This window comes from Pseudoalteromonas sp. 0303 (assembly GCF_013349995.1).
Taxonomy (GTDB): Bacteria; Pseudomonadota; Gammaproteobacteria; order Enterobacterales; family Alteromonadaceae; genus Pseudoalteromonas.
This window is the reverse complement of sequence record NZ_JABVXF010000039.1, coordinates 24,668-38,776: the sequence shown is the minus strand read 5'-3', so window position 1 is coordinate 38,776 and position 14,109 is coordinate 24,668. Positions and strand designations below refer to the sequence as shown.

Genomic DNA, 14,109 nt, shown 5'->3' with positions numbered 1-14,109 from the left:
AGCTATCAGCTATCAGCTATCAGCTATCAGCTATCAGCTATCAGCTATCAGCTATCAGCTATCAGCTATCAGCTATCAAAAACATAAAACCAGAGAAATAAATGTAAAGCTATTGTGGTTAAAAAACATAAAAACTAAACCACCATCTCGATCAGCTAAAAACTGACGGCTGAAAGCTGACAGCTCTACTACGCTAGATGCTCTTTTGCTAAATACTCCAGCGATTGCATTTCTTGTAGTCGGCTAATACAACGCTTAAATTCAAAATTTAAGTTACCTTCGCTATATAGTTCGGTTATTGGCTTTTCTGCAGAGATAATCAGCGTTACATGACGCTCATAGAACTCATCCACTAACGCGATAAAACGACGTGCCGCATCATCATTGGCTTGGCCTAATGATTTTACGTTAGACAAAATCACCGTGTTATAAAGTCGGCTTATTTCCATATAGTCAACTTGGCTGCGGGCTGTTTCACATAGTTCACTAAACTCAAACATAGCAATACAGTCAGACACTTTACGGGTTTTGATCATCCGCCCTTCAATTTCAATTTCTTTATCGAGCACACCCGGCTCAGGTGACAACTTATCGAAGTATTCAAATAAATTATCATCAGCTTGCTTATCAAGCGGACTATGGAAAATTTCGGCTTGCTCAAGGGTACGTAAACGATAATCAACCCCCGAGTCTACATTTACGATTTCGGTGTTGGCTTTTACCAGCTCAATTGCTGGTAAGAAACGCGCACGTTGTAAACCGTTTCGATACAGCTCATCAGGCACGATGTTTGATGTAGCAACCAGCACAATACCGCGTTCAAATAATGCTTCCATCAAACCACCTAGTAGCATTGCATCAGTGATATCTTGCACAAAAAATTCATCAAAACAGATAATATCTGTTTCTGATTTAAAGATATCTGCAACCACATTTAATGGATTACTGGTATTTTTTAACTTTTTCAGCTCATCATGCACGCGATGCATAAAACGGTGAAAGTGCACACGCATCTTACGATCAGTAGGTAAAGCTTCGTAGAAAGTATCAACTAAATAGGTCTTACCTCTACCTACTCCGCCCCAAAAATACAGCCCTTTTATACTCGGCGTGCTATCTTTAGAGAATAGTTTGGCAAACCACCCCTTCGCGGCCGGTTTGTCTGCCGTTAGGTCATCATAGAGTCTTTGCAAATGGCGCACTGCATTTTCTTGCGCTGCATCATGTACAAAGTCTTCACGTTGTAAATCTTGTTGGTATTTCTGCCAAGGAGTCATAGGTCGTTACAATAAAACACAGTTAAATTTGCACAGTATATTAACACGCATCGTATCTCAGGGTATATTAGCCCGCAGTATGATTTCACAATCAAATTAAGCATATTTTAATAATGATTGGACTATAAATGCTTTTAAAGCATTTGTTTTTGTTATTTTTTCCCAAAGGGGTAGATTTATGGGCACAATTACCTGGGTAGGTATTCTAATCATCGTTGCAATTTCAGCATTCTTCATTGGTGCTTTTGTAACCAAAAAACAATTTAAGCAAGACGAACTAGAACAACAAGTCGAGCAAGCTAACAATGCGCTTGAACAATATCGTCAAGATGTAGCTGATCATCTAGCGAGCACAGGTAAGCTAGTATCTAAAATGAAAGATAACTACGACCAGCTACTGAACCATGTAGAAGAAACAAATAAACTACTACTTACTGATAAAAAACAGCATCCAAATGAGCCATTCTTTTCTAAAGAAACGACTGAGCAATTACAAAACTCATTACAAGACCGCAGAGGCGATCGTTCAAGTGCCGAAGCACAACCTGCTGACTATGTTGTAGGTGAAACGGGCTTGTTCACTGGTTCAGAGAAAGTTTCAGAACATTCTAAAGCCTCTTGATGAACTTTTTTTTGACCCCATAGTCTTTAGATATATCAGCTTTATATCTAAACCAAGAAAAGGGCTGCTTATGCAGCCCTTTTTAGTTTTTGCTTTATCTCTGAAGTGGAGTAAACCCAGACTATGAAAATGAAATTATCTGTTATCAGTGCTGCTATTTTATCTTCTAGCTTATTATTAAGTCCTGCAATTTCAATGGCAAAACTTCCTGTTGCTGTAAATGGACAACAATTGCCAACCCTAGCACCTATGCTTGAACAGATCACACCGGGTGTGGTGAGTATTCAAGTATCAGGTTCAAAAGAAGTCCGCCGCCGTGCGACTCCTTTTGATGACTTTTTTGGTGTTCCTCGTGGTGGCAGCCAAAAGCGTGAATTTAGTGGCCTAGGCTCAGGTGTGATCATTGATGCAGACGAAGGTTACGTGGTAACCAATAACCATGTTATCGAAGATGCCGAAAAAATGGTGGTGACCTTAGAAGATGGTCGCGAATATGAAGCAACTAAAATCGGTAGCGACAAAGAATCAGATATTGCCTTATTGCAAATTGATGCAGAGGACTTAACCGCGCTTAAAATTGCCGATTCGGATCAGTTACGTGTAGGTGATTTTGCAGTTGCCATTGGTAATCCATTTGGTTTAAGTCACACAGTAACATCAGGTATCGTCAGTGCCCTTGGCCGTAGCGGTTTAAATATAGAAGGTTATGAAGACTTTATTCAAACCGATGCAGCTATCAACCAAGGTAACTCAGGCGGCGCGTTAGTAAACCTTAATGGTGAACTAATTGGTATCAACACCGCTATCTTAGGCGCATCTGGCGGCAACGTGGGCATTGGCTTTGCCATTCCATCTACCATGATGAAAAACCTAGTTGACCAAATTATCGAGCATGGCGAAGTACGTCGCGGTTCGTTAGGTATTTCGGGACGCCCACTTGATGCAGGCCTTGCTAAAGCACAACAACTTGACGTGAAGCAAGGCGCTTACGTTATGCAAGTAATGGATGATACCGCAGCAAGTAAAGCGGGTATCAAAGCCGGTGATGTAATTATTAGCGTCGATGGCACCGAAATTAGTGGCTTCCATGAACTACGCAGTAAAATTGCCACACTTGGTGAAGGCAAAAAAGTAAAACTGGGCATTTACCGAGATGGCAAAGTTAAAACTGTAAATGTCACACTCGATGGTGCATCAGCAACTACTGCCGCTGGCGAAGAGACACACCCTGCTTTCCAAGGTGCAACATTAGAAAACACTCAGAAGAGTGATGGAAAAGGGGTTGAAGTAACCGGCGTGCAAGCACGTTCTCCTGCTGCTCGCGTTGGCCTTGAAGAAGGTGACGTGATCATGCAAGTTAACCGTCAACGCGTTGAAACAATTCGCGACATGAATAAGATCATCGAAAATACCAAAGGTAACATCGTACTAGGTGTTAAGCGCGGTAGAGAGCTTATTTTCGTACTGATCCAGTAAACCTAGTTGATAAATCATGAAAAAATAACAGCGGTGCTTGCCGCTGTTATTTTTTTTGTGCCATCATTAAGGGATTGCTCACTGATAATAAGAATACTGTGCTAAAACTTTTTAAATTTATCCTTCCTCCGCTTTTCACCGGTTTAGGCATTGCCTTTTTAGTGGTGTTATTTAGCCCAAGCCTTCGTAGCACACTGTTACCAGATATGAATTTACCTGCGGCGATATCATCAGAGCACATGAGCTTTGCTGATGCAGTGCAAAAAGCGGCACCGTCGGTTGTTACTATTTTTTCAGAAAGTATTTCGAATCAACCGCGCTATAAACGCCAAAACACCGTTCAAGCTCTTGGCTCTGGAGTGATCATGACCCAAGACGGCTATATTCTGACTAACTACCATGTAATCAAAAATGCCGACCTTATTATCGTGACACTCGCTGATGGCCGTCGTTTTTATGATGTACAAGTGATTGGTTTTGATACTCAAACAGATTTAGCGCTATTAAAGATCAGCGCTGAGCATTTACCAAAAATTCCAGTAAACGATAAATTTAAACCACGTGTAGGTGATGTTGTTTTAGCTATTGGTAACCCGCTTAACTTAGGTCAAACCATTACCCAAGGTATTATCAGTGCGACGGGTAAACAAAACTTAATCGATAGCCCTTACAGCAGCCTGTTACAGATGGATGCTGCGATTAACGTAGGTAACTCAGGTGGCGCGTTAGTCAATTCACGAGGTGACTTAGTCGGTATTACCTCGGCGCAATTTAAAACTCATGAAAATCTCGATATTCAGGGTATCTTCTTTGCGGTACCTTACTCGATTGCCAAAGATGTGATGGATAAGCTAATCAAACATGGCCGTGTAGTCCGTGGCTATTTAGGCTTTAGTGGCACAGGCATTGATAGCACAGGCAAAGATGTAAGCGATAGCTTTACACCTGTTGCAGGCATGCGTATTTCTCAACTTGATCCATTTGGCCCAGCTTGGAAAGCTGGCATCAGAGAAACTGACATTGTAATAAAAATTGGCGGTATTCCTGTAGCAAACCCACAACAAGTGCTTGAGAAACTGGCGAATACAGAGCCAGGGAAAGAACTTGAATTTGAGATTTACCGCGATGGTAAGGTCTTAAAAGTGATGGTAACTGTTGCAGAACTCGAAGACGAACAGTGATCTAATAGTTTTAAAATTTCAAAAGTTTTTAGGTGTATAAAATGATTAAGGGCTTGTAAAAACAAGCCCTTAATCATTTTAATCTACAATCTTAAATATACTGTGAATCAGAATGGAATATCGTCATCAAAGTCGATTGGTGGTTCCATTGGGTTTGATGCGCCGCCTTGTGGTGCGTTTTGTGGTTTAGGAGCAAAGCCGCCTTGTTGAGGTGTGCTGCTTTGCTGCTGACCATAACCGCCACCATATTGGTTATTGCTTTGTTGTTGTGGTGCAGATTGCTGTTGTGGACGCTGTTGCTGCTGTGCTGGCGCAGACTGTTGCTGTGGAGCATAGCTATTATTGCTTTGTGCTTGTTGTGAGCCACCACCGTAACCACCACCTTGCTGTTGACCACCTTGGTAACCGCCTTGTGATTGACCACCTTGATAGCCTCCACCTTGCTGCTCACCACGACCGCCTAACATTTGCATTTGACCGCCCATGTCTACCACGATTTCTGTAGTGTATTTTTCTTGGCCTGATTGGTCAGTCCATTTACGCGTTTGTAAACGACCTTCAATGTACACTTGTGAACCTTTACGAAGGTACTCACCAGCAACTTCTGCTAGTTTGCCAAATAACACGACACGGTGCCATTCAGTACGCTCTTGCATTTGCCCTGTGTTTTTATCTTTCCAGCTATCTGTCGTAGCAATGCTGATATTCGCTACGCCATTGCCATTAGGCATATAACGTACTTCTGGATCTTGGCCTAAATTACCAACCAAGATAACTTTGTTCACACCGCGTGCCATGGAACTTCTCCTATAAAACGTTAGATTAAACCAGCCACTTTGCGTGCTTGGTCTAGGTCAAATTCTTTATCATTAATCTTTAAATAGCTGCGATTTTCATCACAGACAACCGTTGCTTCAATTACGCCCGGTAAAGCAACAAGACGAGAAGCAAGCGCTTGTGCCTGCTGCTCTGAACTTAATTCAGTCATTAAGCTAATTATTTTACTTCTTGGTGGGACTTGCATATTCCAAGCAAGGATAAGCCATATTACCCCAACAAGTGCCGCCGCCGCAAACACTGCTTGTGCACTTAATGCTTGAGCAACGTAACCCCCTAATAAACCACCTAAAAAGGCACCAAAAAACTGCGTAGATGAAAATACCCCCATCGCAGAACCTTTCTGGTTTGCAGGAGCAATACGCGAAACAAGTGCAGGCATGGTTGCTTCTAAAAAGTTAAAAGCAATAAAGTAAACCAACATACAAATACCGATGCCAATCACCGAATCAACCCATAACGACATCGCGAGCATGCTTAAAACAAGCAGTGCGATTGAGCCAATAAAGGCTTGTTTTTCTTTTTCTTTACGAATCGCCACAATCATCATTGGTGCCATCAAGAAAAACGCTAAAAACAGCACAGGGATATATAAATACCAATGATGGTCTGCAACTAAGCCATCTTTTATCAGCTGGCCAGGTAAGGCTACAAATACGGTAGTTAATGTAAGATGAAGCAGCATCACACCAAAATCAAGGCGTGCTAATTGTGGATGTTTAATCAGTTGCTTAATATCATCAAGGGTAGCAAGTGTGTCACCTTTTGGCGCCTTATTGACAGCATTTGGCACCAAAAATAACACTATAAAAATACCTAAAATGGCCAGTCCTGCGGTAAGCCAAAATACCCCAGCAACTCCCCACGATGCAGCAACAATTGGCCCAAGTAGCATAGCAATGGCAAAGCTCATACCAATACACATACCAATCACGGCCATAACTTTCGGACGTTGTTCATCACGGCTTAAATCAGAAGCAAGTGCCAATAAGGCACTGGCAATCGCCCCCATGCCTTGTAGTGCACGCCCTAGCGTAACCATTTGCACAGACTCAGCGGTTGCCGCAATAACAGAGCCAAGTGCAAACACACAAAGGCCCCCAATAATCACTTTTTTACGACCAATTTTATCAGACAACCAACCCATAGGGATTTGCAGCACGGCTTGCGTTAAACCATAAGCACCAATAGCAAAGCCAATCCAAAGCGGCGAAAACCCTTCTAATTGCTGACCATAAATCGCCAATACTGGCATCAGCATAAATAGGCCAAGCATACGGAATGCAAATACGCTCGCCAACGAAACGGCTGCGCGTTTTTCTCGAGAGTTGAGTGAAGATGCTGTCATGAATTACTGATCTTGCTGTCTATTAAAATTTGAGCGTGGATTCTACCACAAGCGAAAACTAAATAATCACCTGTAAGTGATGATTTTTTCTTTGATCAAGGATTAATCTTATCGCGTATTATGAGATACTGGAAAAATAATTAGGTAATAAAACGAGATAGCATGGAAAACATTGAAGTCCGAGGCGCCCGTACGCACAATTTAAAAGACATCAGCCTAACCATTCCCCGTGATAAGCTGATAGTTATCACTGGCCTATCTGGTTCAGGGAAATCGTCTTTAGCGTTTGATACTTTGTATGCAGAAGGGCAACGTCGTTATGTTGAGTCACTGTCAGCGTATGCAAGACAGTTCTTATCGCTAATGGAAAAACCCGATGTTGATCACATCGAAGGTTTATCGCCGGCTATCTCTATTGAGCAGAAATCAACGTCGCATAACCCGCGTTCAACGGTCGGTACTATTACCGAGATTTACGATTACCTACGTTTATTATTTGCCCGTGTAGGTGAGCCTCGCTGCCCTACTCACGACTTGCCACTTGCCGCACAAACTATCAGCCAAATGGTCGATACAGTTTTAGCGCTTCCTGAAGGAAGTAAGCTAATGCTATTAGCGCCAGTAGTAAAAGATCGTAAAGGTGAGCACGTTAAGCTGCTTGAGCAACTCGCAAGCCAAGGTTTTATTCGCGCCCGTATCGATGGCGAAGTCTGTGACTTATCAGATCCACCGACTCTTGAGCTTCATAAAAAGCATACTATTGAGGTCGTGGTTGACCGCTTTAAAGTTAAAGATGGCCAACAACAGCGTTTAGCTGAATCATTCGAAACGGCCCTTGAGCTATCAAGTGGTATTGCCCATGTAGCGGCAATGGACGACTCACTCAGCGAAGACATGCTGTTTTCTGCTAATTTTGCCTGCCCAACGTGTGGCTATGCCATGAGTGAACTTGAGCCGCGCTTATTCTCGTTCAATAACCCTGCAGGTGCGTGTCAAAGCTGTGATGGTTTAGGTGTGCGTCAGTATTTTGATCCAAACCGTGTTGTTCAAAATCCTGAGCTAAGCTTATCGGGTGGTGCTATTAAAGGCTGGGACAAACGCAGCTTTTATTACTTCCAAATGCTGCAAGCTGTCGCAGAGCATTATAAATTTGACCTAGAAGTGCCTTTCCAAGAACTTTGTAAAGAAGCGCAAAAGGTGATTCTTGAAGGTTCTGGCAAAACTAAAATTGCCTTTAACTATCGTAACGACCGTGGCGACTTAATTACGCGTAACCATGAGTTTGAAGGCGTTTTAAATAATATGAACCGCCGCTACCGTGAAACCGAGTCAAACTCAGTGCGCGAAGAGCTTGCTAAATACCAAACAAGCCAAGCGTGTCCGAGCTGTCATGGCTCGCGACTTCGTGAAGAAGCTCGTCACGTATTTATTGGCCAAACAAACCTGCCAGCTATCACCACAATGAGTATTGGTGAAAGCATGGCATTTTTTGATGGTTTGAACCTCACCGGTCAGCGTGCACAAATTGCCGAAAAAATTCTCAAAGAAATACGTGACCGTTTATCTTTCTTAATTAATGTAGGCCTTAATTATTTATCACTTGAACGAAGTGCCGATACCCTTTCTGGTGGTGAAGCGCAGCGTATTCGTTTAGCAAGCCAGATTGGTGCAGGTCTTGTTGGTGTTATGTACGTACTGGATGAGCCTTCAATTGGTTTGCACCAACGCGATAACGACCGCCTACTAAAAACCCTTATTCACTTACGCGATTTAGGCAACACGGTCATTGTGGTTGAGCATGACGAAGATGCTATTCGCGCTGCAGACCATATAATCGATATCGGCCCGGGGGCCGGTGTTCATGGCGGCCATGTTATTGCACAAGGTACTCATGACGATATTCTAGCTAGCAAAGATTCAATCACAGGTCAGTACCTCTCTGGCGAAAAGAAAATCGAAGTACCAGAGGCTCGCCATCAAACTACCGACAAATGGCTTGAGTTATTTGGTGCCACAGGTAACAACTTAAAGAACGTTGATTTACGTATTCCATTTGGCTTAATGACCTGTATCACAGGTGTATCAGGTTCAGGTAAATCGACGCTTATCAACGACACTTTATTTAAGCTGGCTCATACCGAGTTAAATGGCGCAACTACCGCAGAAGCGGCACCTTATAAGTCAATTAAGGGATTAGATCATTTTGATAAAGTGATTGATATTGACCAAAGCCCGATTGGCCGTACTCCGCGTTCAAACCCTGCAACTTATACTGGCATTTTTACCGGTATTCGAGAACTATTTGCGGGTACTCAAGAAGCCCGCTCGCGTGGCTATAAGGTTGGTCGCTTTAGCTTTAATGTTAAAGGTGGTCGTTGTGAGGCTTGCCAAGGTGATGGCGTAATCAAGGTAGAAATGCACTTTTTACCTGATGTATATGTACCTTGTGATGTATGTAAAGGTCAGCGCTACAACCGTGAAACCCTCGAAGTACAGTACAAAGGTAAAAACATTCACCAAGTACTCGAAATGACCGTAGAAGATGCCCGTGACTACTTTGATAAAATTCCGGCTATTGCACGTAAACTGCAAACCTTAATGGATGTAGGCTTGTCGTATATTCGCTTAGGTCAAGCGGCTACTACTCTCTCGGGTGGTGAAGCGCAGCGTGTAAAACTGGCTCGTGAACTTTCAAAACGCGATACCGGTAAAACCTTATATATCCTTGATGAACCAACTACGGGTTTACACTTTGCTGATATTCAGCAATTATTAGTAGTACTTCACCGCTTACGTGACCACGGTAATACTATTGTTGTTATTGAGCATAACCTTGATGTGATCAAAACCTCAGACTGGATTGTCGACTTAGGCCCAGAAGGTGGTTCTGGCGGTGGTGAAATTTTAATTTCTGGTACACCTGAAGACGTTGCCGAGTGTGAGCGTTCACACACAGGAAGGTACTTAAAACCACTACTATAAAAAGGATATTGCGTGCGTAGGTATTTAAAAATTGCAAAATGGCGCGCTAATAAACAGTTTCAACAACAGCAACGTAGCTGGCAGCCTCATAAAACGAGGCTGGTTGAACGATTACAAGCCATTTGGTTTAACTTAAGTACCGCACAAAAGCTCTATCTTTTAGCATTAAGCAGCCTGATTGTTCTGCAATCGGGCTGGTTAAGTGCCACCATCACCATTATTGCGCTTGTTATTGAATTTTGGCCCAAGTTTAACCAACTTTGGCACTCGCTTGCCGGCAAAGCACTAATTTTAATCTTCTATGCCAGTATCGCTAATTTTGTGTTGGCCGGTGCGAGCGGCATAGTTAATGATGTAACTCATGTCTCAGCTAGTCACTTTAATTACACCCATAACTTTGCAACCCTGTTATATTTACCCCCTTGGGCAATGGGAATAACCCTAGGTACTTTATTGTTATTTCAACTTTTTTTACCCTTCTATATCTTTGTTTTATTGCTAATAAAGCCATTTGGCTCTGAGCGAGTTAAGTTTATCAGTCAAAGCTATTCACCACTGTTAACTGCCATCGTGCGCTTTGTCTTAGCATCAGTGGTCTTTATTAACCTGATTTCGTTTATCGACGATCAGCCACCTGAAGAAGTGCTCGACAACATGGTTAGCACCTTTTTGGATAGCAAAGTCATTGCCAAAGAATCTGGTGAAGAGCAGCAAATAGCAGTCGAAGAACTCGGTGAAAAGCTTGAGCAACAACTTCCTGAAAGTGAAGAAAGCTCAGCCCCTAACCAAGACGTCAATATAGAAGGTGACAGCGAAACCGCCGAAAACCTTCGTCAGTTTTTAGATACCAAAGGTTACTTTGAGCGTAGCAAACGTTTAATTGCGATGTTTGCTTACAGCTTTGAAGCCGATAGCTATTCACGCTGTTTAAAAGCAGAAAACAGTAAAGCCGTTGAGCTGAATGATTACGAAATAGTGCAAGTAACCCCTGATCACCATGCTGAGTATGGCTATCGATTTGAAGTCATTGCTTGTGACTCGCCAGGCGTTACCCCAGTAGAAAAATAGCGCAGCAATCTATACTACTCACTTGGCTTACTGATCAGCAAAAAGAGTTGGTACTTGTTGGCGCTGCTCATTTGGCCGGTGAAGATAGCCTATTAGCCTTGTTAGAAAGTAAAGGCTACGTGATTGCACAGTTGAATGCTGATGAGGAATAACAAGATGGAAAAAACAGACAAAACCGCTGCTGCACTTATCTGTTTGTTTACAGTATTAATCGTGCTGAGTTTTTAATAGATAAAAAAATACCGCTATTAAGCGGTATTTTTATTTCAATAATTTGTGCCAGTTTACGGACGAGGGATAAAACCTACCGCATCGTAGACTGCTTTTAATGTTTTTTCAGCGCGAATACTCGCCTTTTCAGCACCCGATTTCATAATGCTATCAAGTAGTGACTGATCTTCGCGAATTTCTTTAAAGCGCGCTTGGATTGGCTCAATCATATTAACGACCGCTGCTGCAGTGTCTTTTTTCAGGTGACCATACATTTTGTCTTCATATTCAGGCACTAAGTCTTCAATTGAGCGCTTAGTTGCAACTGATAATAAAGTAAGTAGGTTTGATACACCTGGCTTTTCTTCACGATCAAAGTAGATACGCGCTTGCTCGTCTGAATCGGTTACTGCTTTTTTCAGTTTCTTTTCAATCTTCTTCGGCTCATCTAATAACATGATGTAACCGTTTGGATTTTCATCTGATTTAGACATTTTCTTCAGCGGATCTTGTAAGCTCATTACACGTGCGCCGAATTCAGGAATGTACGGCTCAGGTAATTTGAACACGTCACCGTATAGGTTGTTAAAACGTGTTGCGATATCACGTGTCAATTCAAGGTGTTGCTTTTGATCTTCACCCACTGGCACTTGATCTGCTTGGTATAACAAAATGTCTGCAGCTTGCAGTACAGGGTAAGAGAACAAGCCCACATTCACGTTATTCGCATGCTTAGAAGACTTATCTTTAAACTGCGTCATACGGTTAAGCTCACCCATTTGCGCGTAACAGTTTAACACCCAACTAAGCTGTGCATGTTCTGGCACTTGAGATTGTACGAATAACGCCGCTTTTTCTGGGTCGATACCACATGCAGCATAAAGCGCAATACCGTCCAGCACGCGCGAGCGTAGCTGCTCAGGATCTTGGCGTACAGTAATGGCGTGTAAATCTACTAACATAAAGAAACTTTCGTGGTCTTCCTGTAGCTTAAGCCACTGGTTAATAGCGCCAACATAGTTGCCTATTGTCATACCACCGGTTGGCTGAATGCCACTTAACACTACTGGTTTACTCATGATGTTCCTTTATATTTTTACTAAACTAAAAAGACGAAATTAAAATGCACTTACCTTTGGGTAAGAACGGGTATTATATCTAAGAAATTCTCGCAGAGGTACTCTGGATTGAAATCAGCGAGGTTTTCACCTTGGTTATAGCCATAACCGAGTGCGACAACGTCAACCTTAGCAGCTTTTGCTGCCAAAATATCACTTTTTGAGTCGCCTATCATAACCGCTTTGGCTGGGCTGACATCTAATTGCTGACAAGCAAATAGTAAAGGCTCAGGTGATGGTTTCTTTGCCATATCATCACCACATACAATCAACTGAAAATGACTAGTCAGTGAAAGCTTATCAAGTAACTTTTCGGTAAAACGACGTGCCTTATTGGTGATCACCACTTTAGGAATACCAGCAAGTGCAGCAAGCCCAGTTTCTACATGTTGATAAAGCGCACTGTAGTCACCTACAACTTGGTCATAGTGCTGATAAAATAAGTTAATTGCACGCTCAGCAAGGGCTTCATCTAAATGCTCACTGATTTGCATATCGCCACTCAAACCACGCTTTACAAGTGTTTCTATGCCATTACCTACCCAGCTCTCAACTAGCTTTTGTGTAACAACCGGAAATGCGAGGTCAGTAAGAGTCAGATTCATCGCAATGTATAAATCATAAACACTGTCGACTAAGGTGCCATCTAAATCGAAAAATGCCGCATCGTATTTCATGACTCAACCTTTGCAAGCTCGCTGCGCATCGCATCGATAACCGCTTTGTAATCTGGTTGATTGAAAACCGCTGAGCCTGAAACAAACATATCAGCGCCCGCTTCTGCAATTTCAGCAATGTTATCAACACCAACGCCACCATCAACTTCTAAACGAATATTGCGACCTGAGTCATCAATAACTTTACGCGCTTGACGAAGCTTTTCGAGGGTATGAGGAATAAAGCTTTGGCCGCCAAAGCCAGGGTTAACCGACATTAATAGCACTACATCAACTTTATCGATCACGTGCTCAAGGTAGCTAAGGCTGGTTGCAGGATTAAATACAAGCCCTGCTTGGCAACCACTGTCTTTTATAAGTTGCAAGGTACGGTCAATATGCTCGCTAGCTTCTGGATGAAAGCTAATAATAGAAGCGCCTGCTTCAGCAAAGTCGGGAATTAGGCGATCGACAGGCTTAACCATAAGATGCACATCTATCGGGGCTGTAATACCGTAATCGCGCAGTGCTTTACAAATCATCGGGCCAAAGGTTAGGTTTGGCACATAATGGTTATCCATCACATCAAAATGTACAACATCTGCCCCACTTGCGAGTACACGATCAACATCTTCACCTAAACGGGCAAAGTCAGCTGATAAAATAGAAGGGGCTATTAAATACTTTTGTAATGTTTCCAACATGAGAGATTCCATCATAATTTGCGACTGCAAGAAGAGCGCATAATGTAACCCAATCGACAGCTGATTAAAACACCACAGCTAACTGTTAAAACGCTATTACTCAAGGCTAATCCTTTTAGCTTATTGAATTAATGTAAATTTAATCAAAAATTGAACAATAACTCTATTCAGCAGCTTGCATAAATGCATTTAAATGAAACAAAATACAAACATAAAATTTACCTTAAAAGACTAATTTTATTAAATTTTTATATAATTCAGCCGTAATTAAGTTTGTTATTTGAGCAATTGTTATGTATGCTTGTCTAAATAACACAAACAAGGGTTATTCTCATGCGTGCTTTTAAAATAGGGATCTTAATCGCGTCCGCACTTACGGTTGCTGCGTTTGTATCTTTTTCATCTGCTGATGAAGACGACTTTTTAGCAGCGGCGTCTGGCTGCTCATGCAATACGCTTAACGCATCATCATCTTCTGCTCAATGTATGAAAGCAGAACAAGAAACAGGATGGTTTTCTTGGTTAACGGGTGATAGCCGCAGCGCTCAGTTCCATTATCTTGATTTACTTGAGTTATTAACAAGTAGTGAAGAGTCAAAGAAAGTTAGCGGTTTAGGCTCTAAGTTCTAA

13 protein-coding genes are annotated in these 14,109 nt (G+C 42.2%); 7 read left to right on the top strand and 6 right to left on the bottom strand.

All coding sequences use genetic code 11. The features are described from left to right. Window positions 1–188 precede the first annotated feature (188 nt). Complete coding sequence (gene zapE / locus HUS62_RS19130; RefSeq protein WP_054561089.1) at window positions 189–1,277, bottom strand: cell division protein ZapE; 1,089 nt, start codon at window positions 1,275–1,277, stop codon at window positions 189–191. Between the two features lie 178 nt (window positions 1,278–1,455). Here zapE and HUS62_RS19125 point away from each other — a divergent pair, with 178 nt between their 5' ends. From HUS62_RS19125 to HUS62_RS19115, 3 genes are all read left to right on the top strand, one after another. Next, window positions 1,456–1,899, top strand: coding sequence for a YhcB family protein (locus HUS62_RS19125; protein ID WP_175080814.1), 444 nt, complete (start codon window positions 1,456–1,458; stop codon window positions 1,897–1,899). 123 nt (window positions 1,900–2,022) lie between these two features. Continuing rightward, complete coding sequence (locus tag HUS62_RS19120) at window positions 2,023–3,375, top strand: Do family serine endopeptidase (protein WP_054561091.1); 1,353 nt, start codon at window positions 2,023–2,025, stop codon at window positions 3,373–3,375. 98 nt (window positions 3,376–3,473) lie between these two features. Beyond that, window positions 3,474–4,556, top strand: a complete 1,083-nt coding sequence (locus HUS62_RS19115) for a trypsin-like peptidase domain-containing protein (protein ID WP_055020793.1) — start codon at window positions 3,474–3,476, stop codon at window positions 4,554–4,556. A gap of 107 nt (window positions 4,557–4,663) precedes the next feature. Here HUS62_RS19115 and ssb read toward each other — a convergent pair whose 3' ends face one another. Together ssb and HUS62_RS19105 are read right to left on the bottom strand one after the other, a co-directional pair. Next, complete coding sequence (gene ssb, locus HUS62_RS19110; RefSeq protein ID WP_175080813.1) at window positions 4,664–5,353, bottom strand: single-stranded DNA-binding protein; 690 nt, start codon at window positions 5,351–5,353, stop codon at window positions 4,664–4,666. A 20-nt stretch (window positions 5,354–5,373) separates the two neighbouring features. After that, window positions 5,374–6,741, bottom strand: coding sequence for an MFS transporter (locus HUS62_RS19105; protein WP_175080812.1), 1,368 nt, complete (start codon window positions 6,739–6,741; stop codon window positions 5,374–5,376). Between the two features lie 162 nt (window positions 6,742–6,903). Here HUS62_RS19105 and uvrA point away from each other — a divergent pair, with 162 nt between their 5' ends. The 3 genes from uvrA to HUS62_RS19090 are packed head-to-tail and all read left to right on the top strand — an operon-like array spanning window position 6,904 to window position 10,943. Continuing rightward, window positions 6,904–9,723 carry an excinuclease ABC subunit UvrA gene (gene uvrA / locus HUS62_RS19100; protein ID WP_175080811.1) on the top strand — a complete coding sequence of 940 codons (2,820 nt, stop codon included), beginning with the start codon at window positions 6,904–6,906 and terminating at the stop codon, window positions 9,721–9,723. A gap of 12 nt (window positions 9,724–9,735) precedes the next feature. Beyond that, window positions 9,736–10,791, top strand: a complete 1,056-nt coding sequence (locus HUS62_RS19095; protein ID WP_175080810.1) for a hypothetical protein — start codon at window positions 9,736–9,738, stop codon at window positions 10,789–10,791. Then, window positions 10,788–10,943 (top strand): TraB/GumN family protein, encoded by a 156-nt coding sequence (locus tag HUS62_RS19090; RefSeq protein WP_175080815.1) that lies wholly within the window; start codon window positions 10,788–10,790, stop codon window positions 10,941–10,943. The genes HUS62_RS19095 and HUS62_RS19090 overlap by 4 nt, the downstream gene beginning before the upstream one ends. Window positions 10,944–11,075: 132 nt before the next feature. Here the strand turns inward: HUS62_RS19090 and trpS are convergent, their stop codons facing one another. Genes trpS through rpe form a run of 3 tightly spaced genes read right to left on the bottom strand, consistent with a single transcriptional unit; the run spans window position 11,076 to window position 13,479 of the window. After that, window positions 11,076–12,080: a tryptophan--tRNA ligase gene (gene trpS, locus HUS62_RS19085; RefSeq protein ID WP_054552798.1), complete on the bottom strand. Its 1,005-nt coding sequence runs from the start codon at window positions 12,078–12,080 to the stop codon at window positions 11,076–11,078. 50 nt (window positions 12,081–12,130) lie between these two features. Beyond that, window positions 12,131–12,796: a phosphoglycolate phosphatase gene (locus tag HUS62_RS19080; RefSeq protein WP_063527519.1), complete on the bottom strand. Its 666-nt coding sequence runs from the start codon at window positions 12,794–12,796 to the stop codon at window positions 12,131–12,133. Then, a complete protein-coding gene (rpe, locus tag HUS62_RS19075; protein ID WP_175080809.1) occupies window positions 12,793–13,479 on the bottom strand; it encodes a ribulose-phosphate 3-epimerase in 687 nt (228 codons plus the stop codon). The genes HUS62_RS19080 and rpe overlap by 4 nt, the downstream gene beginning before the upstream one ends. A gap of 333 nt (window positions 13,480–13,812) precedes the next feature. Here rpe and HUS62_RS19070 point away from each other — a divergent pair, with 333 nt between their 5' ends. Further along, on the top strand, window positions 13,813–14,109 hold the full coding sequence (locus tag HUS62_RS19070) for a hypothetical protein (protein ID WP_054552801.1): 297 nt from the start codon (window positions 13,813–13,815) through the stop codon (window positions 14,107–14,109).

Coding starts and splice junctions, on each gene's coding strand:
- HUS62_RS19070 (WP_054552801.1), top strand. CDS start 13,813: ATGCGTGCTTTTAAAATAGGGATCTTAATCGCGTCCGCACTTACGGTT.
- HUS62_RS19120 (WP_054561091.1), top strand. CDS start 2,023: ATGAAAATGAAATTATCTGTTATCAGTGCTGCTATTTTATCTTCTAGC.
- HUS62_RS19080 (WP_063527519.1), bottom strand. CDS start 12,796: ATGAAATACGATGCGGCATTTTTCGATTTAGATGGCACCTTAGTCGAC.
- rpe (WP_175080809.1), bottom strand. CDS start 13,479: ATGTTGGAAACATTACAAAAGTATTTAATAGCCCCTTCTATTTTATCA.
- trpS (WP_054552798.1), bottom strand. CDS start 12,080: ATGAGTAAACCAGTAGTGTTAAGTGGCATTCAGCCAACCGGTGGTATG.
- ssb (WP_175080813.1), bottom strand. CDS start 5,353: ATGGCACGCGGTGTGAACAAAGTTATCTTGGTTGGTAATTTAGGCCAA.
- HUS62_RS19105 (WP_175080812.1), bottom strand. CDS start 6,741: ATGACAGCATCTTCACTCAACTCTCGAGAAAAACGCGCAGCCGTTTCG.
- HUS62_RS19125 (WP_175080814.1), top strand. CDS start 1,456: ATGGGCACAATTACCTGGGTAGGTATTCTAATCATCGTTGCAATTTCA.
- zapE (WP_054561089.1), bottom strand. CDS start 1,277: ATGACTCCTTGGCAGAAATACCAACAAGATTTACAACGTGAAGACTTT.
- uvrA (WP_175080811.1), top strand. CDS start 6,904: ATGGAAAACATTGAAGTCCGAGGCGCCCGTACGCACAATTTAAAAGAC.